Origin of the sequence: Nocardiopsis sp. NPDC006832 (assembly GCF_040635885.1) — a bacterium.
Lineage (GTDB): Bacteria > Actinomycetota > Actinomycetes > Streptosporangiales > Streptosporangiaceae > Nocardiopsis.
The window spans coordinates 121,943-140,798 of record NZ_JBEYLC010000007.1 but is presented as its reverse complement, the minus strand read 5'-3'; the positions used below and the strand labels follow the sequence as shown (position 1 = coordinate 140,798).

Annotated in this window: 18 protein-coding genes; 9 read left to right on the top strand and 9 right to left on the bottom strand. The window is 72.2% G+C overall.

The features are described 5' to 3' along the window. Positions 1-24: 24 nt before the first annotated feature. Positions 25-1,263 (bottom strand): ROK family transcriptional regulator, encoded by a 1,239-nt coding sequence (locus tag ABZ717_RS05795; protein WP_358506171.1) that lies wholly within the window; start codon positions 1,261-1,263, stop codon positions 25-27. Between the two features lie 90 nt (positions 1,264-1,353). On the opposite strand from ABZ717_RS05795, the gene ABZ717_RS05790 reads away from it, so the two are divergent. Continuing rightward, entirely contained in the window at positions 1,354-3,531 is a 2,178-nt protein-coding gene (locus ABZ717_RS05790; RefSeq protein ID WP_358506169.1) for an alpha-N-acetylglucosaminidase TIM-barrel domain-containing protein, read from the top strand. Further along, positions 3,528-4,466 carry a BadF/BadG/BcrA/BcrD ATPase family protein gene (locus tag ABZ717_RS05785; protein ID WP_358506166.1) on the top strand — a complete coding sequence of 313 codons (939 nt, stop codon included), beginning with the start codon at positions 3,528-3,530 and terminating at the stop codon, positions 4,464-4,466. The genes ABZ717_RS05790 and ABZ717_RS05785 overlap by 4 nt, the downstream gene beginning before the upstream one ends. Here ABZ717_RS05785 and ABZ717_RS05780 read toward each other — a convergent pair. Both ABZ717_RS05780 and ABZ717_RS05775 read right to left on the bottom strand, forming a co-directional pair. Next, on the bottom strand, positions 4,463-5,134 hold the full coding sequence (locus tag ABZ717_RS05780) for a lysophospholipid acyltransferase family protein (protein WP_358506163.1): 672 nt from the start codon (positions 5,132-5,134) through the stop codon (positions 4,463-4,465). The two genes, ABZ717_RS05785 and ABZ717_RS05780, sit on opposite strands and share 4 nt — an antisense overlap. A gap of 134 nt (positions 5,135-5,268) precedes the next feature. Next, on the bottom strand, positions 5,269-6,192 hold the full coding sequence (locus tag ABZ717_RS05775; protein WP_358506160.1) for a threonine/serine dehydratase: 924 nt from the start codon (positions 6,190-6,192) through the stop codon (positions 5,269-5,271). Positions 6,193-6,295: 103 nt separating this feature from the next. Between ABZ717_RS05775 and ABZ717_RS05770 the strand changes: the two genes are divergently transcribed. Both ABZ717_RS05770 and ABZ717_RS05765 read left to right on the top strand, forming a co-directional pair. Continuing rightward, on the top strand, positions 6,296-7,237 hold the full coding sequence (locus ABZ717_RS05770) for a LysR substrate-binding domain-containing protein (RefSeq protein WP_358506157.1): 942 nt from the start codon (positions 6,296-6,298) through the stop codon (positions 7,235-7,237). A gap of 63 nt (positions 7,238-7,300) precedes the next feature. Beyond that, the gene (locus tag ABZ717_RS05765) at positions 7,301-7,717 is read left to right on the top strand and encodes a VOC family protein (protein WP_358506154.1); all 417 of its coding nucleotides are present in this window, start codon (positions 7,301-7,303) and stop codon (positions 7,715-7,717) included. Positions 7,718-7,722: 5 nt separating this feature from the next. Here the strand turns inward: ABZ717_RS05765 and ABZ717_RS05760 are convergent, their stop codons facing one another. Continuing rightward, the gene (locus tag ABZ717_RS05760) at positions 7,723-8,355 is read right to left on the bottom strand and encodes a trimeric intracellular cation channel family protein (protein ID WP_358506151.1); all 633 of its coding nucleotides are present in this window, start codon (positions 8,353-8,355) and stop codon (positions 7,723-7,725) included. Positions 8,356-8,450: 95 nt separating this feature from the next. On the opposite strand from ABZ717_RS05760, the gene ABZ717_RS05755 reads away from it, so the two are divergent. Both ABZ717_RS05755 and ABZ717_RS05750 read left to right on the top strand, forming a co-directional pair. After that, the gene (locus ABZ717_RS05755) at positions 8,451-9,380 is read left to right on the top strand and encodes an ATP-binding cassette domain-containing protein (protein ID WP_358506149.1); all 930 of its coding nucleotides are present in this window, start codon (positions 8,451-8,453) and stop codon (positions 9,378-9,380) included. A gap of 31 nt (positions 9,381-9,411) precedes the next feature. Further along, positions 9,412-10,770: an NAD(P)/FAD-dependent oxidoreductase gene (locus ABZ717_RS05750; RefSeq protein ID WP_358506146.1), complete on the top strand. Its 1,359-nt coding sequence runs from the start codon at positions 9,412-9,414 to the stop codon at positions 10,768-10,770. Positions 10,771-10,788: 18 nt separating this feature from the next. Here the strand turns inward: ABZ717_RS05750 and ABZ717_RS05745 are convergent, their stop codons facing one another. Then, the gene (locus tag ABZ717_RS05745; protein WP_358506143.1) at positions 10,789-11,637 is read right to left on the bottom strand and encodes a siderophore-interacting protein; all 849 of its coding nucleotides are present in this window, start codon (positions 11,635-11,637) and stop codon (positions 10,789-10,791) included. 83 nt (positions 11,638-11,720) lie between these two features. Then, on the bottom strand, positions 11,721-12,698 hold the full coding sequence (locus ABZ717_RS05740) for a BadF/BadG/BcrA/BcrD ATPase family protein (RefSeq protein ID WP_358506222.1): 978 nt from the start codon (positions 12,696-12,698) through the stop codon (positions 11,721-11,723). 147 nt (positions 12,699-12,845) lie between these two features. On the opposite strand from ABZ717_RS05740, the gene ABZ717_RS05735 reads away from it, so the two are divergent. Beyond that, entirely contained in the window at positions 12,846-14,138 is a 1,293-nt protein-coding gene (locus tag ABZ717_RS05735; RefSeq protein WP_087103482.1) for a GNAT family N-acetyltransferase, read from the top strand. Positions 14,139-14,303: 165 nt separating this feature from the next. Then, complete coding sequence (locus ABZ717_RS05730; RefSeq protein WP_358506140.1) at positions 14,304-14,759, top strand: nitroreductase family deazaflavin-dependent oxidoreductase; 456 nt, start codon at positions 14,304-14,306, stop codon at positions 14,757-14,759. 12 nt (positions 14,760-14,771) lie between these two features. Here ABZ717_RS05730 and ABZ717_RS05725 read toward each other — a convergent pair whose 3' ends face one another. The 3 genes from ABZ717_RS05725 to ABZ717_RS05715 are packed head-to-tail and all read right to left on the bottom strand — an operon-like array spanning position 14,772 to position 17,809. Next, on the bottom strand, positions 14,772-15,104 hold the full coding sequence (locus ABZ717_RS05725; RefSeq protein WP_358506137.1) for a hypothetical protein: 333 nt from the start codon (positions 15,102-15,104) through the stop codon (positions 14,772-14,774). Next, entirely contained in the window at positions 15,101-16,408 is a 1,308-nt protein-coding gene (locus tag ABZ717_RS05720; RefSeq protein ID WP_358506134.1) for an acyclic terpene utilization AtuA family protein, read from the bottom strand. The genes ABZ717_RS05725 and ABZ717_RS05720 overlap by 4 nt, the downstream gene beginning before the upstream one ends. 45 nt (positions 16,409-16,453) lie before the next feature. Continuing rightward, positions 16,454-17,809 (bottom strand): citrate:proton symporter, encoded by a 1,356-nt coding sequence (locus ABZ717_RS05715; RefSeq protein ID WP_358506131.1) that lies wholly within the window; start codon positions 17,807-17,809, stop codon positions 16,454-16,456. A 114-nt stretch (positions 17,810-17,923) separates the two neighbouring features. Here ABZ717_RS05715 and ABZ717_RS05710 point away from each other — a divergent pair, with 114 nt between their 5' ends. Beyond that, entirely contained in the window at positions 17,924-18,850 is a 927-nt protein-coding gene (locus ABZ717_RS05710) for a LysR family transcriptional regulator (RefSeq protein ID WP_358506128.1), read from the top strand. The last annotated feature ends 6 nt before the right edge of the window (positions 18,851-18,856 follow it).

The window sequence follows — 18,856 nt, the reverse complement described above, 5'->3', positions numbered from 1 at the left end:
TCGGGTCTGCCGGGCCGGACCGGTTCAGCCGGTCGTCGAAGGGGGTCTCAGACGGGTGTGTTCGACCTGGTCGAGCGAGTGGCGCAGGGCGCCCTGGACCACGGCGTCCTCGCCCAGCCGGGACAACTCCAACGGGGGAGGGCCCAGGCGTTGGCGGCGCAGGTGGGCGCGCAGGGCCGCCAACAGCGCGGGACCGCACCGCGCCATGGGGCCGCCGACGACGACCACGTCGGGGTCGAGCAGGGCGCGGACCGCGCCGACGCCCTGGGCGAAGCGACGGGCGATCTCCTCCAGCGCCGTCAGGGCCGCGGGCGCTCCATCGACCACCGCGGCGACGACGGTGGCGGTCCGCGCCTGCGGTCGCGCCAGTCGGGCGAGCAGGGCGTGGTCGCCGCGCTCACGAGCGGCCTCGCGGACCAGGCCGGCGAACGCGCCGGTACCGGCCCAGGCCTCGAACGCGCCCAGAAGGGTGTCGCCTTCTCCCCGGGCGGGCTCGGGCGCGTCGGTGAACAGGTCGAGGTAGCCCAGGTCCCCGGCGTCGTTGGCGGCGCCACGATGCAGCGCACCCGCCACGACGATGCCCGCGCCCACCCGCTCGCCCCAGTGGATCAACACCATGGAGCGGTGTCCGGCGCCGTGCCAGAGTTCGCCCACGGTGGCGAGCTTGACGTCGTTGTCCAGGTAGACCTCGCAACCGGCCGCCTCACCCAGCGCCCGGATCAGCGCGTCGCCGGTGACACCGGGCATGCTGGGCGCGAATCGCACCCGTGCGGTGGCGGGGTCGACTATGCCGGGCACACCGATCGAGGCGTGCCACACCCCGCCGGCCTCGATCCGTGCCTCGGCCAGGACCCGGTGCGTGGCCTCGGTCAGCGCCCGCGCCACGACCTCGGAGTCGACCTCCTCGAACCCGGGCGGTGATGTGTGGTGGGCGGCCACGATCGCGCCCGACAGGTCGGCCAGACCCACCCGGATCCCCTCGGGGGAGACCGACGCGCCCACCACGTGTGCGGCCTCGGCGCGGAACCGCACCCGCTGGGCGGGCCGGCCCGAACCGGCCCCCGAGCGCATCGGGGCCAGGAACTCCACCAGGCCGGCCTCGCTCAGGTCGGACAACGAACGCGACACCGCCTGCCGGGACAGCCCCGTCCGTCGGGCCAGCTCGGGGGCACTGGTGTGCTCGACCGTGCGCAGCAGGGTGAGCACGGCGGTCGTGTTGACCTCGCGCATGTACCGCGTGCCCGCTGCGACCGGCACGTCCACGTGCCCCCGCCCCTTTCCACCCTTGCCCGTCGGTGAATTAGGTATGTACCGTACGTAACTCCCGAGCATCCCGGCAAGAGGGGCGATCCGATGGCCGACACTCCGAAGGACCCGCCCATTTGGGGCGAATCCGTGGACGCGCTGGCCCACCGGGTCCTGGGCCGATCACACCGTCCGATCGACTTTCGTGAGCGCCCCGGTGCGAAGCGTTCCTTCACCTACCACGTCGAGGGGGGAGCGCTCACGATCGAGGCGACCGACGCGGTGGCCGCCGCCGTGGCCCTGCACACCTACCTGCGCCGTGAGTGCGGACGCTCGGTCACCTGGGACACCCCGCTGCCGCTGCGGGTCGACCACCCCGAACGGGTACGACCCGTACACGGCACCGCCGAGGTCGACCAGGGCTACTACCTGAACTTCTGCACCACCGGGTACACCAGTGCCTACTGGGACTGGGACGACTGGGAACGCGAGATCGACTGGATGGCGCTGCACGGCGTCACCATGCCGCTGACCGTCGTGGGCCACGAGGCCGTCCTGTTCGAGACCTACACCCGCCGTGGCCTGGAACCGGATCGGGTGCGGGCCTTCCTGGGCGGCCCCGGCTACCTGCCCTGGCAGTACATGGGCAACCTGGACGGCTTCGCCGGCCCCCTGCCCGCCTCATGGATCGACGGCCATCGGGACCTGGGACTGCGCATCCTGCGGCGCCAACGCGCCCTGGGCATGACCCCGGTGCTGCCCGGGTTCACCGGACACGTGCCGGCCGAACTGGCCCCCGACCGGACCCGCGCCCGCACCTGGCACGGCCTGACCACCCACGTCCTGGACCCCGCCGACCCCCGCTACCCCGAGCTCGCCGCCGACATCGTGCGCGTCCAACGGGAACTGTTCGGCACCGACCACCTCTACGCCATCGACCCGTTCATCGAGATGGTCCCGGTCGACGCGGACCCCGGATTCCCGGCGCGGCTGGCCCGCGCCACCCTGGACGGGCTCACCAGCGCCGACCCCCACGCCGTGTGGGCGCTACAGACCTGGCCGTTCTCCTACCAGAGCCGGTTCTGGAGCTCCGAACGCGTCACCGCCTTCCTTGAGGCCATCCCGGACGAACGCCTGCACCTGCTCGACCTGTGGGCCGAACACGACCCCCAGTGGAGCCGCTTCGACGCCTTCGGCGGCACCCCCTGGACCTGGTGCGCCCTGCTCAACTTCGGTGGACGCAGCGAACCCATCGCCGACCTGCAGGGCGCCGTGGACCGCGTCGGCGAGGCCAAACGGGCCGAGTACCCGCCGACCGGCATCGGCCTGTCCATGGAGGGCACCCGCAACAACCCGGCGTTCTTCGAACTGGTCGCCGACCAGATCTGGTGGCGGACCGAGGACGTGGCCACCGACTGGCTGCCCGACTTCGTACGGCAACGCTACGGCTCCGACGACCCCGCCCTGCTGTCCGGCTGGCGGGGGCTGGCGGAGACCGTCCTGGGCGCCTCGGGGGCGCGGATCTTCCCCGAACAGTTCAACGGGGTCCTCACCCGGCGCCCCGACTTCGCCGACCTGGCCGCACCCGAACGGCATCGAGCCGAGGTCGAAGGCCTGGTCTGGTACCCCTGGCCACGCCTGTCGCGGGCCTGGGCGGACCTGGTCGGCGCGGCCGAGACCGACCGGGCCCTGGCCGAGGGGCCCTTGGCGCACGACCTGGTCGACGTGGCCATGGCGGTGCTCTCCCGGACCGCCGACCGCCACCACCTGGAGCTGGTCGAACACGCGGCCCGGTACCGGGAGGTCCCCGAGGATCTGCTCGGCCGGTTCCTACGGGTGTTCGACGACCTGGACGCTCTGCTGGACACCCGGCCCGAGTACCGTTTCGCCACCTGGGAGGCCAAGGCCACCTCCTGGGCCACCAGTACCGAGGATCATCGTGTGCTGGCCGACAACGCCCGCCGCGTCCTCACCGTCTGGATCAACCTGGACAACCTGCGGCTGGACGACTACGCCGCGCGCCTGTGGTCGGGCCTGGTCGGCGGCCACTACCGCGTGCGCTGGGAGCTGTGGGGAGGGCTCCTGCCCCAGGCCCTGACCGAACCCGAGCGGGCCGCCGCCCGCCTGACCGATCGCCTCAGCGACCACGCCGACCGGTTCCTGCGGCACGGACCCCCGGCCCGGCCCGCGCCCACCGAGGGCACCCTCGCCCTCTCCCGTCGACTCCTGGACCACTACGGCGCCGACCGCGACGGCGGCGGTTCGATCGGGGGACGGGTCGGGTGAGATGCGCCGGTATCGACGTGGGCGGCGGAGGGATCCGTGTGCTCGTCCACGACGGCGACCGCAAGGTCCGCTCCGGAGAGGACGTTCCGGCGCCCCGAGGGGAGAGGGGGCTGGACCTGGACAGGTTGGCCGCACGCCTGTCCACGCTCCTGACCCGGGCCGCCCCGGTGTTCGACCGGGTGGCCATCGGCATGACCGGCCTGCCCGATCTGGTCCCCGACCCCGGTGAGTTGGTCCGAGGCCTGCGGGGGCGAGTACCGGTGGGCACCGTGGTGCTCGCCGGGGACTCGGTGACCACCCATGTCGGAGCCCTGGGCGGCCGGCCCGGCGTGGTGGTCGCGGCCGGCACCGGCGCGGTCGCGCTCGGCACGGACCTGGAACGCACCTGGAGCCGCGCCGACGGGTGGGGGATCCTGCTCGGCGACCATGGTGGGGGAGCCTGGGTGGGACGGGAGGGACTCCAGGCCGCGTTGCGTGCCCACGACGGCCGACGCGGTGGTTCGTCGACTTTGTCGAGCCACCTCACCGCACGCTTTGGCAGCGTGAGCGCGCTGGAACACCGGGTCTACGCGGCCTCGGCGGCGGACGCCGCCACCGTCCTGGCCGGCTTCGCCCCCGACGTGGCCGCCGCCGCGCGAAGCGGGGACGTCGTGGCCCGAAGGATCTGGCAGGAGGCGGGCACGCACCTGGGCCGGGCCGCCGTGGCGGCCGCCGCACCCGGGCTGGCTCGGCGCCTATCCTGGGGCGGCGGGCTCTTCTCGGTGGGCGAGACCGTGTTGGGGCCGATGCGCGCCGAGGTGCTGCGTCGCATGCCCGAGACCGAGTTCGCGACCCCCGAGGGAGGGTCGGTCGAGGGCGCGCTCACCCTGGCGCTCACCCCGCCGATCCCGCACCCGCCCCACCTGTACGTCTTCGATGGGCCGGCGGGTGCCTAGTCGCCGGCGTCGTGTTCGTTGTAGGTGCCGGCGCGCTCCTGGCCGGTGAGGTCGCCGATGGAGTCCATGATCCGGTCGGTGATGACCCGACGGGCCTTGCCCGGGGCCAGGTGATCGAACCCGGTGGAGAAGTCCAACGGCTCGCCGAACCGCACGGTGAACCGGCGCGGGCGCGGCATGTTCGCACCGATCGGCTGCACCTCCTGGGTACCGCTGAGCCCGACCGGCACGACCACGGCCTTGGACTCCAACGCCAGGTGCGCCACTCCGGTGCGGCCCCGGTACAGACGCCCGTCCCGCGAGCGGGTGCCCTCGGGGTAGACCACGCAGGCCTCCCCGTCGTTGAGCCGGCCCAACATCATCTCCAGCGACATCATGGCGTCGCGTGCGTTGCCTCGGCGGACCGGCATGGCGCCCAGCGCGCCGAACATCGTCTTGGTGAGACGACCCTTGACCCCGGGGGTCTCGAAGTAGTCCGACTTGGCCAGGAACCGGACCCGACGCTGGGTGACCGACAACGGTATGACGACGCTGTCCACGAACGACAGGTGGTTGCCGGCCAGGATCACCGGCCCGGTGGCGGGGACGTTGTCACGGCCCTCGATGGTCGGGCGGCACAGGGTCCGGGCGAGGACCGCAGCGGTCTGCCGCAACGCACCGTAGAGCACGTGTGTTCTCCCTAGTCATGGGGTCGGACGCCGTGAGCGAGGGACGGCCGAACCCAATGTAAGGGTGACCGATGGGTAATGAAACGCGCGCGCTCGAAAGAGTGCTCCAGGTCACCCACCGGCCATCGTGGTGTTCAGCCGATCGGTCGCCAGTCGGCGTTGGCCCCGCACACCACCAGGCACGGGTTCTCGCCCGGGACCCGTCCGGCCAGCCAGGCGGCGAAGGGCACCGCGGCGGCCGGTTCGGTGGCGATGCGGAATTCCTCCCACAGGCGGGTCTGCGCGCTGATGATCTCGGCGTCGGAGACCAACGCCGGGGTGATGGGTTCGGCGCGCAACACCTCGAAGGGCACCCGCCCCAGGGTGGAGGCGCCCAGGGCGGAGGAGGCCACCGACTCCACCGGGGTGCTCACCGGCTCCCCGGCGGCCAACGCCGCGTGCATGCTCTGGCAGCCCTGCGGCTCCACGCCCACCACACGACGGCCGCCCGCGCCCAGGCGCACCCCCGCGGCCAATCCGCCTCCGCCCACGGCCACCACGATCGAGTCGCAGTCGGGCACGTCGTCGACCACCTCCAGACCGATGGTGCCCTGTCCGGCCACCACCAGGGCGTCGTCGAAGGCGTGCAGGTAGCGTGCCCCCTCGGAGTCGGCCCGCTCGCGGGCGGCCTCGGCGGCCACCGCGTAGTGCTCGCCGAGCCGGACGATCTCGGCGCCGGTGGCCTCCAGCGGTGCGGCCTTGGCCTCGGGGATCGTCTCGGGCACGTACACCGTGGCCCGCACGCCCAGGATGCTCGCGGCGGTGGCCACCCCCAGACCGTGGTTGCCGCCAGAGGCGGTGATGACCCGGTCGGTGGGTTCGCCGCCCAGAAGCGCGTTGAGCGCCCCGCGGAGCTTGAAGGCCCCGGTGCGCTGGAGGTGCTCCAACTTGAGGGTGAGGGGACGTCCGTCCAGTTCGGTGCGCATCACCGGAGTGCGCCGGGCGTGCGGGGCGATGCGTTCGGCGGCTGCACGGACGTCGGTGGCCGTGGGTACTGCGGGCGCGGTCATGGTGCTCATGTTCCCACTCTGTCGCTACCGGCGGTTAACTTAAAGTTGGGTCTGCTAAAGATCATTAAGCACAACTTTGTGTCAACTTTTGTCTGAGCGCGAGGAGGGCCGGATGCTGGACGCCAACCGGGTGCGGATCCTGGTGGAGATCGCGCACGCCGGATCGATCACGGCCGCCGCCCAACGGCTCTCCTTCACCCCGCCCGCCCTGTCCCAACAGCTCACCAAACTCGAACGCGAACTCGGCTGCCGCCTGGTCGAACGGGGCCGCACCGGCGCCACCCTCACCCGGGCCGGACAGGTCCTGCTCGAACACGGCGAGCGCGTCCTGGGGGAGTTGCGCGACGCCGAGGCGGCAGTGCGCGAGGCCGCCGGACAACGCCCCGACCGGCTCTCCCTCGGCGCCTTCGCCAGCGCCGGCAAGGTCCTGCTGCCCGAGACACTGGCGGTGTTCGGCCACGAACATCCCCACGTGCGACTGTCGCTGTCCGACATCGAACCACCCGGCGGCCACGACCTGGTCGCCTCCGGGGACCTGGACCTGCTCATCACCCACCGCTACCCCGGGGTGCCGCTGCCCCGCGCCGGTGGCCTGCGACGCGAACGCCTCCTGGTGGACCCGCTCATGGTGGTGGCCCCCGTCGGACACACCGTGGCCGACACCGAGATGAGCCTGTCCGAGTTGGCCGAGGAGGAGTGGATCTGCGGCGCCCCGGGCATCCACAACCGGGTGAGTCTGGACATCGCGGCGGCCGCCGCCGGGGTCCACCTCACCGTGGCCTACGAGACCCGCGACTACGAGGTGGCCCTGGCCCTGATCGAGGCCGGTGTGGGCATCGCGCTCATCCCCGGGAGCATCCTGGGCGCCGCCCGCGGCGGCGGGTGGGTGAGCCGACCCCTGCGCGGCGTGGACCTGGCCCGCGAGATCTACACCGTGCACCGCCGCCGCCCGCCCGAACCGGTCCCGGCCATGCTCGCCACCCTGCGCCGCGTCGCGGCCCGCACACCGCCCACCCGAGGAACCGCACCCGAAACCGACCTCGACACGCGATGAGTTCCACGCCGCGCGGGGGTCGGTACGGGTGACCATGTAATCCCCGAACGACCAGGAGCCATCGTGACCACACCCGCGGGTCTGCTCGTCCTCAGCCTTCCCATCGCCGACCGGATGAGCGCGATGGTGTTCTACCGCGACGCCTTCGGTTTCGAGCTCGTCGGCGAACCCGCCGAGGACGGGGTGCCCGAGCCCCTACAGTTCCGACTCAACGACCAGGCGCTGCTGATGTTGGTCCCCACCGGAGGGTTCGGCTGGGTCGTCGGGGACGGCCGTGAGATCGCCCGACCCGGAACCAGCGAGTGTCTGCTGAGCATGGCGGTCCCCACCGAGGACCACGTCGCACAGGTCGTGGACCGGGTCACCGAGGCGGGGGGTGAGGTCGTCACCCCGCCCCAACACCACCCGTGGGGTCACTCGGCGGTCTGCGCCGACCTGGACGGCCACCTGTGGCAGATCATCGTCGAACCCACCGGCTGAGGAGGCTACAAGGGCGGGGATCCGGGCGGCCTGGGCGCGTTCCAGCGGTAGCGCAGCGACATCATCCGCATACCGAAACACATCAGGGCGCCCACCACGGCCACCCACCAGGCCGCGAAGCCGAACAGGTTCCCGACGACCACGATCCCCGCGCCGAGCATCGCCGGGATCGCGTACAGGCGCGAGTTGGCGCTGAGCACCGTCGGCACCCGATTGAGCATCACGTCGCGCAGGGTACCGCCGCCCACCCCGGTGATCACCCCCAGGATCACCGCCTGCATCGGCCCGAACCCGTACTCCAGGGCCTTGGTCGATCCGATCACCGCGAACAGGCTCAGCCCCGCCGCGTCGAACAACAGGATGGGCTTGCTCAGGTGGGTGAGCTGGCGGTTGAGGAAGAACGCCAACGTCGCCCCCGTCAACGCGACCACCAGGTAACGCCAGTCCTGGAAGGTCGCGGGGGTGTCGCCCAACAGGACGTCGCGGATGATGCCGCCGCCGATGGCGGTCACCACCCCCAGGACCATCACCCCCACGATGTCGACCCGGGCGGAACGGATCGCCGTCAGGGCGCCGTCGAGGGCGAACGCGAAGACCCCGAGGAGGTCGAGGACGAGCAGAACATCGAACGAGGTCATGAGCGTGCGCCTGAGAGGCGGTTCCCTTCCGGACGCGAACCGAGTTGCCGACCGCGATTCCCCACCCTAATCCGCCGTGCTCTAGGGTGCGGCACATGTCGCAGCCCGAATCCTTGCTCCTCACCCGCCACGAAGACACCGCCGACGACCACGCGCCCCCGGTCGTACGCGCCGTCGACGTGGACTTCGTACGCGGCGGGAACCCGATCCTGCGCGGGATCTCCCTGACCGTCCGGGCCGGGGAGCACTGGGCGCTGCTGGGTGCCAACGGCGCCGGCAAGAGCACCCTGCTCGGTCTGCTGGGCGCGCTCTCCCACCCCACCCGCGGCACCGTGGAGGTGCTCGGCCACCGCCTGGGTCGGGTGGACCTGCGCGAACTGCGCTCCCACATCGGCCACGTCAATCCGAGGCACACCCCCGACGGGCCGCTGGCGCTGCGCGAGGTCGTGCTGACGGGCCTGTCCAACACCACCGCGTGGCCGCCCCGATGGACACCCGATACCGAAGAGGCCGACCGGGCCGAACACCTGATCGACCTGCTCGGGCTCGCCCACCGCGTCGACGCCCCCTGGACCACCCTGTCCCAGGGGGAGCGGGGACGCGCGCTCATCGCCCGCGCCCTGATGCCCGACCCGCGCCTGCTGCTGCTCGACGAACCCGCCACCGGCCTGGACGTGGCCGGACGCGAACAGCTCATCGAACGGATCGACACCCTCCAGTACACCTGTCCCGAGCCGGCCACGGTCCTGGTCACCCACCACCTGGAGGAGTTGCCGCCCGGCACCACGCACGCGCTGTTGCTGCGCGAGGGGACCCGCCAGGCCGCGGGCCCGGTCGAGGGGGTCCTGACCGGCGAAGGGATCGGCGCCTGCTTCGACCACCCGATCCGCCTCACCCGTGTGGACGGCCGTTGGGCCGTCCACAGCGCCCGCGCGATCCGCCGCCCCTGGCGGTTTCGCCCGCGCGGAGAGGAGAATCGCGTGTCGGTCTTCCCACCGACCCGGCTCGGAGGGAGCATCGGGTGAGACCACCGACCAGAGGGCGGAAACAGAGACCATGGAACACCTGGACGCGATCGTCATCGGCATGGGACCCGGGGGAGAGGTGGTGGCCGACAGGCTGCTCACCGAGGGACGCCGGGTGGGGGTGGTCGAACGCGAACTCATCGGCGGTGAATGCGGCTACTGGGCGTGCATCCCCACCAAGGTTCTGCTGCGCGCCCCCGAGGTGCGCGCGGAGGCCACCGAAGCGGCCGGGACCACCACTCCCGACCTGGACTGGTCGGCCCTGCGCGATCACCGCGACCAGATGATCCGCCACCTGGACGACTCCAAGCAGGTCGAGGGCTACCGCGAACGCGGCGCCCGGGTCCTGCGCGGCGTCGCCAGGGTGGTGGGCCGCGACCCCTGGCGGGTGGCGGTGGGCGAGACCGAGGTGACCGCCGACCACGTGGTGGTGGCCACCGGCTCCAGCGCGGTGCGCCCGCCGGTGGACGGACTGGACGACCTGGGTCCCGACCTGGTGTGGACCAACCGTGAGGCCACGACCCTCACCGAGATCCCGCCCCGCGCCCTGGTCATCGGTGGCAGCGCCGTCGGTGTCGAGTTGGGCGCCTTCCTGGCCGGGATGGGCACCAAGGTGACGATCGTCCAGCGCGGATCACGGCTGTTGGACCGCGAGGATCCGCGGCTGTGCGCCCTCATCACCGAACGGTTCGAGGCCGACGGTGTGGACGTGCGCACCGGTGCCCAGGTCGAGTCCGTGCGCCGGGATGGTGACGGTGTCCTGGCCACCCTCTCCGACGGCTCGAAGGTGCGCACCGACGTGGTGGTACTGGCCACCGGACGACGTCCCCGAGGAGACGAGCTCGGCCTGGCCGAACTGGGCGTGGAGATGGACGGGTCGGCGCTGCCCATCGACGAGCACTGTCGGGTGGCCCCGGGACTGTGGGCGGTGGGCGACGTCAACGCGCGCGCGATGTTCACCCACGTGGCCAAGTACCAGGGGCGGATCGCGGCCGACGGTGTCCTCGGCTCCCCGCGCACCGCCGACTACACGGCCGTGCCCCGCGTGGTCTTCTCCACCCCCGAGATCGCCGCCGTGGGCCTGACCGAGGAACAGGCGCGCGAGGCGGGCGTGGACGTGGTCACCTCCGAGGTCGACCTCACCGAGGCGCTGGCCCGTCCCTGGACCTACGCCACCGATCCGGTCGGCCACCTCGGGCTGGTCGCCGACCGCGAGCACGGGGTATTGGTGGGAGCCTGGGCGTTCGGGCCGCTGGCCGCGGAGTGGATCCACACCGCGGCCCTGGCGATCCGGATGAGGCTGCCGGTGGAGGCGCTGCGCGACTCCATCCCGCAGTTCCCCACCTTCAACGAGGGCTACCTGGCGGCCCTGGACGCGCTCGACGTGTGAGGCGCCCAGGGCAGGGGCTCAGCCCTGGAGCGCGGCGGCCTCCTCGGCCTCCACACTCTTGTTCCACTCGGCCTTGGAGGCCTGCCAGCCGTCCTCGTTACGGCCCAGCCTCCAGTACCCGGAGATCGAGAGCTGTTCCTTGGCCAGACCCAGCTCCACCCGCAGCATTCGGCGCAGGTCGCGTACGAAACCCGCCTCGCCGTGCACGAACGCGTGCACCCGGCCGTCGGGGAATTCCAGTTCCCGCACGGCCGGGACCAGCAACGATCCGGGGGTGGCGTCGCCGCGGTGCAGCCACCGCACGTGCACGTTCTCGCCCTCGGTGAGCTTCTGCTCCTCGGCGGTGTTCTCCACCTCCAGGAACACGTGCGCGATGGCGCCCTCGGGCAGGTGGTCCAGGGCGGCGGCGATGGCGGGAAGGGAGCTCTCGTCCCCGGCCAACAGGTGCCAGGCGGCCTCCGGGTCGGGGGCGTAGGCGCCGCCGGGGCCCAGGAAACGCAGCCGGTCCCCGTGGCGGGCACCGGCGGCCCACACCCCGGCCAACCCGAGGTCGCCGTGGTGGACGAAGTCGATGCTCATCTCACGCGCGGCCGGGTCCCAGGAACGCACGGTGTAGGTGCGGGTGACCGGCCACTGCTCCCGGGGCAGCTCGGCGCGCGCGGCCTCCAGGTCGAAGGTCTCGGGGTCCTGCGGGGTGGGCGCGGGGAACAGCAGCTTCACGTAGCTGTCGGTGGAGCCGTTGGTGTCGAAAGCGGCGAGTCCCTCACCGCCCAGTACGACCCGGATCATGTGCGGGGTCAGGCGCTCCACGCGCTCGACCCGACCGGTGTGTACGACCTGCTTCGGACGTGATGGCCGCTCCGACACGGCGCCCCCTCTCGCTCAGGTTAGGTGAACCTAACCAAGGACACCGTAGGCCACCACGACCGAACCGGGCAAACCGGCTTCCATCAGGTGGGAACCGTGAACGCGGTGTGCAATCGGGCGTCGTGCTCGTCGGCGCCGGCCCACAGCGCCGCCACCCAGGCCGCGCCGCCCGCGGTGCAGCCCGCTCCCAGCACCGGCGAGGCCGTGCCCAGGGTGAGCTTGTGCGTCAACGACTCACGCACCGGAGCGGATCGGGCCAGCACCCCGCCGGCCAACACCACCGGCGACCGTTCACCCGGAACACGCACCTGGTGCACCGACTGGGCCAGGTGACCGGCGGCCGCGTTCACGATCACCTGCGCGGCGGCGTCGCCCTGGTGGTGGGCCTCGGTGACCAGCGGCGCGAACTCGGCCAGGGCGATCGGCGGGCCGGCCGTCAGTGTCCGGGCGAAGTTGCGGGCGTGCTCCTCGGGCAGGTGGTCGGGCCCGTTGGGGCGCTGGCCGGGGATGACCCTCTTGGCGATGGAGCGCGCCAGGGGACTGAGCTCACCGCCGATCCCCAACTGCCGGGCGGTCTCTCGGGCCGCCTGATGCCCGATCCAGAACGCCGACCCCTCGTCGCCGATCAGCCACCCCATCCCGTCCGCCGACCGGGCGCGCCGTCGCCCCTCGATCCGGGTGGCGATCGCCCCGGTTCCGGCGATGAGGATGGTGCCGTCGCGTTCGGGCGTGCCCGAGGCGAAGGCCACCACGTCGTCACCGATGAAGCGCACGGCGCTCGGGGTCAGCCCCGCCTTGGTCATCGCCCGATCCATCCGGGCGCGGACGGCCTCCTCGCGCAGTCCGGACACCCCGGCCAGTCCGACGACGGTGGCGGCCACGGCCTCCCGGGCTCCGGTACCGGACCGGTCCAACGCGGTGCCGATCGCCTCGGTCAGTTGCTCCGCGGCCCTTTCGGGACCGTGGGTGTTGGGGTTGGCGCCCCCGGACCGGGCCTCGCCCCGCCGCTCACCGGTCAGGGTGGTCACCAGGGCACGGGTGGTGGTGCCCCCCGCGTCCACCCCTACGACCAGGGCGGGGGAGGAGGAGAGAGGATTTCGTCGTGTCGTCACGAACAGAGGGTGCCCCGACCCCGGCCCCCTTACTCGCCCGACCAGCGCCGGAAAAAGCGGTGGCCGTCATCTCCCGTGGCCTGATAGTCATCGACCATGACGAAGAACCAGCAGGCCGTACCCATGAACGGGGCCCCGCGCGCGTGGACCGTGCGCCACGGGGACCGCGACGACTTCGCCGAGGTGGCCCGGGTCGTCGGCCTGGCACTCCTGGCCGACGAGTCCCCGGAGTCCATGCTGGAGCGCATGCGGCCCCTGCACGACGCCGAGGGCTACGACCGGGTGCTGTACGCGGTGGACGACCGCGAGGGGCGTGAGGAAGTGGTCGGTTCCACCAACCACTTCCCCTACGAGATGACCCTGCCCGGCGGTCCCCGGGCGGTCGCCGGAGTGACCGGCGTGGGCGTGTGGCCCACCCACCGCCGCCAGGGCGTGCTCAGCTCCCTCATGCGCCGCCAGCTCACCGAGATCCACGAGTCCGGGGTCCACCACGCCGCCCTGTGGGCCTCCGAGGGTTCCATCTACGGACGCTTCGGCTATGGCCTGTCCGCCATCGAGACCTCGCTGACGGTCCACCGCCGCCACACCGTGCTGCGCGCCGACGCGCCGCGTGACCCGAACCTGCGCGTCATCCTGTCCGACCCCGAATCGGTCCGCGCGGACCTGGAACGCGTGCACCGCGAGGTCGCCGCCGTCCAACTGGGACAGTTCCAACGCTCCCAGGCGTGGTGGGACAAGCAATTGCGCGACGGCCCCAAGCAGCGCCGCGACCAGAGTCCGTTGATGGCCGTGGTGGTCTACGCCGGCCACGCCCCGCTCGGATACGCCTTGTACCGCGCCAAGGCCGACTGGGGGTCGGACGGGTCCCAGGGGCAGGTGCACGTCCTGGAGTTCACCGCCACCACCCCCACCGCCCGGGTGGCCCTGCTGGAACACCTGTTCAACCGGGACCTGACCGCCACGGTGACCTTCCACGAGCTGCCCGCCGACACCCCGATCCCGCACCTGTTGGTCGACCCCGAACGCGCCCGTCTCACCCCGCAGAACTCCCTGTGGGTGCGCCTGGTGGACGTGCCCGGCGCGCTGCGCGAACGCACCTACAAGGCGCCCTTCGAAACGGTCCTGGAGGTCACCGACCGCTACGCCCCCTGGAACGCCGGCCGCTGGCGGGTCAAGGCCGACACCGACGGCGCCCACGTGGAGGCCACCGAGGCCGCCGCCGACCTGGCCCTGGACGCCTCCCACCTGGGTGCGGCCCACCTGGGGCAGATCCCGCTCACCGGTTACCTGAACGCCGGCCTGATCACCGAGCACACCCCGGGCACCGTCGAGCGCCTGGACACCGCCCTGCACCGCACCGACGCGCCCTTCTGCGGCGTCGTCTTCTAAGAAGCGGGGAGGGATACGCGGACACCGCCCCGCACCGGGAACGGTCACCACCGCGCGGGGTGGGGTTCTGAGCGTCCGCCTCCCCCGGTGGGCATGTCGTGTCCCACCGCCGACGCGCACACGTGCCACCATCGGATCGGCCCGACCACCGACCCAGGGAGCGACATGACCAAGCAGATCCTCGAAGGCGAGTACCGGCCCAGCGCCTCCCAACGGACCAGGGACCAGGTGGAGCAGTACGAGCGCACCGGCGGCCGTGAGGCCAACACCCTCATGGACACCGGCATGCCCGTCATCATCCTCACCACCCGCGGCCGCAAGAGCGGCGACGTGCGCAAGACCGCCCTCATGCGGGTCGAACACGACGGCGAGTACGCCGTGATCGGCTCCGAGGGCGGCGCTCCCACCCACCCGGCCTGGGTGCACAACCTGCGCGCCGCCCCCGACGAGGTCGCCCTCCAGGACGGCCCCGAGCCCTTCGCCGCCCACGCCCGCGAGGTCGAGGGCGACGAACGGGGCCGCTGGTGGGACCGGGCCGTGGCCGCCTACCCGCCCTACGCCGACTACCAGAAGAAGACCGACCGCCACATCCCCGTCTTCGTTATCACCAAGGCCTCCTGAGCGGCCACCCCGTCAGGCCCGGTCCCGTTCCTCGGGGAACGGAACCCGGGCCGCCGAGAGCACCGACCCCAACGTCTTGCCGTGGGTGTCCGTGTGCGGGGACGTGGTCACCGTGTCATCGGACGCCCGCGCGCACACCACGATCAGGGCGTGCACGTCGTCCATACGGTGTACCTCCACCGGGCCGCGCACCCGATCGGACAACACCTCGCGCACCAGCTCCGGGGTCAGGCCCGCGCACAACACCGGGTACCAGCGCTCCTGCCGGGCGATGACCGCGATCGTGTTGAGGTTGCCCTTGTCCCCGGCCCTGGTGTGCGCGATCTCGCGCAGGACCACGCTCATACCGTTCCCTCCCCGACATAGGTGGTGCGGGGCTCGACCAGGTCGCGTCCCACCGTGGTCGACAGGATCCCGATCACCTCCGAGGCGCGGGTGCGGACCCCGCCGCCACCGGCCGGCCCGCACGTGTACAACGCGGTGACCTCCTCCTCCACGGCCTGGGCGATGGTCCGGTCCGCGCCCAGTCCCGCCACCCGCAGCCTGCACTCACCGACCTCGGCGGGGTCGTCCCCGCCACCGACGAGGTCCACCCGCACCGGAAGCAGTCCGCGCAACCGTTCGCGCACCACCTCACCGGCCAGCCGGGCACGCGCCCGAGCCCCGGGCCCGGCGTAGGAGATCTCGCCCTCGCCGCGAAAACCCGCCCAGTACCCCACGCTCACCTTGAGCCGCTCCGGCCGCGCACGGCCGCGCGCCCCCGACACCCGCACCCGGTCCGCTCCGACCTCCTCGGGCCGCACCCCGGTCAGGTCCAGGGTCACGTCCGGGGTCAGATAGGCGGTGGGGTCGGTGACCTCGTACGTCAGCTGCTCGGTCACGGTCCACCGGTCCACCCGCCCGCCCGTCCCGGGGAGCTTGGTGATCACCGCCGTACCGTCCCGGGAGACCTCGGCCAGCGGGAACCCCAGGTTCGCCAGGTCCGGGACGTCCTTGACACCCGGGTCGGCGAAGTAGCCGCCGGTGACCTGACCGGCGCACTCCAACAGGTGCCCCACCAGCGTTCCCGCCGCCATCGGCTCCTCGTCCCGAGGGTCCCACCCCAGGGAGTCCAGCAGCGGCGCCAGGAACAGGGAGGGGTCGGCGGCCCGCCCGGCGATGACGACGTCGGCGCCCCCGCGCAGCGCGGGCAGTAGGGCGTCGACCCCCAGATAGGCGTTGGCCGAGACCAACTCGCCGTGTTCCTCCAGAGGGCGGCCGTCCTCCCAGGCCGGCGCCGAAAGGTCGATCCGGTCCAGCACGTCGTCACCGGTGACCGCCGCGATCCTGGGCGACACACCCAGTTCGAGGGCCAGTTCGCGGGCCATGCGCGCGGCGCCGATCGGGTCGGCCGCCCCGGCGTTGGTCACCAACCGGGTGCCCCGGCGGGCCAGGGGCTCCAACAACGACGACAGGCGTCTGCGCAACAGCGGGTCGTGGCCGGGGCCGGAACCGTCGGTGGCGCGCAGGGACGCCAACGACACCGTCCTCTCGCCCAGGCACTCCAGGACCAGCGTGTCGAGCGCGCCGCGCTCCACCAGGTCGACGGCGGGTTCGAGGCGGTCGCCCGCGAACCCCGCCCCACAGCCGATACGGACGACTTCGGACACGTGCACTCCTTCGGTATCGGTACGTGTGTTCGGTTCCGCGCGGGGTCAGGACACCCAGAGCGGGATGACGCCCGTGGCCACCGCCGCGCCGAAGACCACCAGGCTCACCAGCCAGGCCCACGGCAACAGGAAGCGGATGTGCGAGCCGATGGAGACCCCGCTCAGCCCCACCAGCAGGTAGAAGGAACCGGTCATCGGGCTGATCGGGAAGCCCACGGTCTCCTGACCGGTGATGGAGGCCTGGGCCACGTGCGACGGTTCCACCCCGAATTCCGCGCCCACGGCCGTCAGCACCGGCATCACGGCGAAGTAGTAGGCGTCCGGTCCGAAGAGCAGGCTCATGGGCACCGCGAGGACCCCGATGAGCAGCGGCAGACCCGGGCCGAGGAAGGTGGGCATCGCCCCGGTCATGGCCTGGGCCATCGCGTCGATCATCCCGCTCTCCTCCATGACCCCGAGGAACACCCCGGCGGCCAGCAGGGTGCTGGCCATGAGAATCGCGCCCTTGGCGTGGGCGTCGATGCGGGCGGTCTGCTCCTTCATGCCGGGGTAGTTCAGGACGAGCGCGACGACCAGGGCGAGCATGAACACCAGCTCAGGCGGCAGCACCCCCGAGATGAGCACGCCCACGGTCGCCAGGGTCAGCAGCGCGTTGAGCCGGTACAGGCGCGGGCGCAGCAGTTCGGGGTTCTCGGACTCGTAGACGGGGGCCTGCTCCGCCGCTCCGCTCGCGGTGTGGTCGCCGCCGCCCACGCGACTCGGCGCCCGTTCCTCGGTCGGGACCGCGCGGAGCCGGTTCCGCTCGCGCACCCCCAGGTAGTAGGCGATGGCCACGCAGGTGATCATGCCGATGATCTGGGCGGGGATCAGCGGGACCCACAGGTCGTTGGCGGGGATCCCGCTGGCGGTCGCGGCCCGCGCGGTCGGTCCGCCCCAGGGGACGAAGTTCATGATTCCCGCGCCCAGGCCGGTGAGCGCGGCCAGGACCACGCGTCGCATGCCGAGCGCGTCGTAGAGCGGCAGCATCGCCGGGATGGTGATGAGGAACGTGGTGGCCCCGGCCCCGTCCAGGTGGGCCACCATCGCCAACACCACCGTGGCCACCGCGATGGTCACCGGGTTGTCGCCAGCGAACCGCAGCACCCGGCGGACGATGGGGTCGAACAGGCCCGCGTCGCGCATCACCCCGAAGTACAGGATGGCGAAGACGAACATGGCCGTGGTCGCGGCGACCCCGCCGATGCCCGCCGTCGCGAACTCCGCGACCTCGTCGGGACCGAAACCCATCAGGAACGCCGCGGCGACGGGTACCCCGATCAGGGCGACCACCGCGCCCACGCGGTTGGACAACAACAGCGCGAGCACCACGGCGATGGTCGCGAATCCCATGACGGTCAACATGCGGTCGGCTCCTCGGCTTCCAGGGGGTTGTGGCGCGGGCCACACGCGCCATGTTCGCCCTGGTCGTCCTTGCCTGTCCAGCATCGATCGGGCATTGACCTATGCTCTGAGAGCATGGATCTAACGCTGAGGCAGTTGGAGGTCTTCGCGACCGTCGCCCGTCGCGGGAGTTTCACCGAGGCCGCCGAACGGCTCCACGTCGCCCAGTCCTCCCTGAGCCGCACCGTGAAGTCGATGGAGCGGAGCCTGGGCGTGTCCCTGCTGGAGCGCACCACCCGCAGGGTGCGCTGCACCCCCGAGGGCGAGGAGGTGCTCGCGGTGGCCGAACGCCTGCTCTCCCGGCACCGGGCGGAGATGAACGGCCTGGAACGCTACCTGCGAGGTGATCGCGGCACGGTCACCGTGTCGACCCTGCCCTCCCTGGCGGCCACCCTGTTGCCCCCGGCGATCGTGCGCCTGCGCGAGGAGGCCCCCGAGGTCGACGTGCACGTCCTTGACGGCATGGCCGAGTCGGCCCTGGACCGGTTGGAGGCGGGCGAGAGCGACCTGGCGTTGGTGGCCGTGGGCCGGCTCCGTCCGGGACTCCACGCCTCGGCCCTGGTCCGTGACCGCTTCCTGGCGGTCCTGCCACCGGGGCACCACCTCGCGGAGCGGGACGAGACCACCTGGGCCGAACTGGCCGCCGAGCCCTTCGTCGTCACCGGTGGGGACTCCAGTGTCCGCAGGGTCGTGGAGGACGCCCTACGCGACTCGGGCGTGGACGAGCCGCACCTGATCCAGGCCGGCAACATCTCCACCGTGGGCGGTCTGATCGGCGCGGGAATCGGGGTCTCGGCCCTGCCCGCGCTCACCCTGCCGTTGATGGGCTTCGCCGAACACGCGCGGGTGCCGCTCCAGGGTCCGGTGACCGAACGCCGCATCAGCGTGGTCGTACCCGAACACCGGACCCTGGGGCCGGCCGCCGCCCGCCTGCTGCGGGTGTTGCGGCGGATGCGCGCCCTGGAACATCCCCTGCCCGAGGGCGCCGTCTGGGAGCCCTGACGGTTC